1 pseudogene is annotated in these 651 nt (G+C 53.3%); it reads left to right on the top strand.

The annotated features are described in order from the left end of the window. Positions 1–278: 278 nt before the first annotated feature. Positions 279–651: pseudogene (locus HMPREF2959_RS09940) on the top strand (pilin); the annotation flags it as partial.

The following is a 651-nucleotide window of genomic DNA, read 5'->3' as shown; positions in this document are numbered from 1 at the left end:
GGTAAAATGGTTCTGCGGACTGCCGGTTACGCGCGACGCCACCAACGCCGACGACGTTACCGCCGACGGCAACGACAAAATCGACACCAAGCACCTGCCGTCAACCTGCCGCGACGCTTCATCTGCCGTTTGCATAGAAACACCACCTACGGCTTTCTATAAAAATACCTAAACCGTCATTCCCACGAAAGTGGGAATCCAGAACGCAAAATCTCAAGAAACCGTTTTCCCGATAAGTTTCCGTACCGACGGGGCTGGATTCCCGCCTGCGAGGGAATGACGAAGCGATCCTTTTGGCCGAAGGTCAAAATCAGCCGTTACCGAGTATTACCTGAATCACGGCGAATGGCCCGGCAACAACACTTCTGCCGGCGTGGCAACCTCCACCGACATTAAAGGCAAATATGTTCAAAGCGTTGAAGTCAAAAACGGCGTCGTTACCGCCACAATGGCTTCAAGCAACGTAAACAACGAAATCAAAGGCAAAAAACTCTCCCTGTGGGCCAAGCGTCAAAACGGTTCGGTAAAATGGTTCTGCGGACTGCCGGTTACGCGCAACAACGCCAAAGCCAACGCCGACGACGTCGCCAAGACCGGTACCGACAGCGAAAAAATCAACACCAAGCACCTGCCGTCAACAGCACCGACAAG

The organism is Neisseria sp. HMSC070F02 (assembly GCF_001814225.1).
Classification (GTDB): domain Bacteria; phylum Pseudomonadota; class Gammaproteobacteria; order Burkholderiales; family Neisseriaceae; genus Neisseria; species Neisseria meningitidis.
Note: the sequence above shows the minus strand (reverse complement) of the source record. Positions and strands in the feature narration are given on the sequence as shown.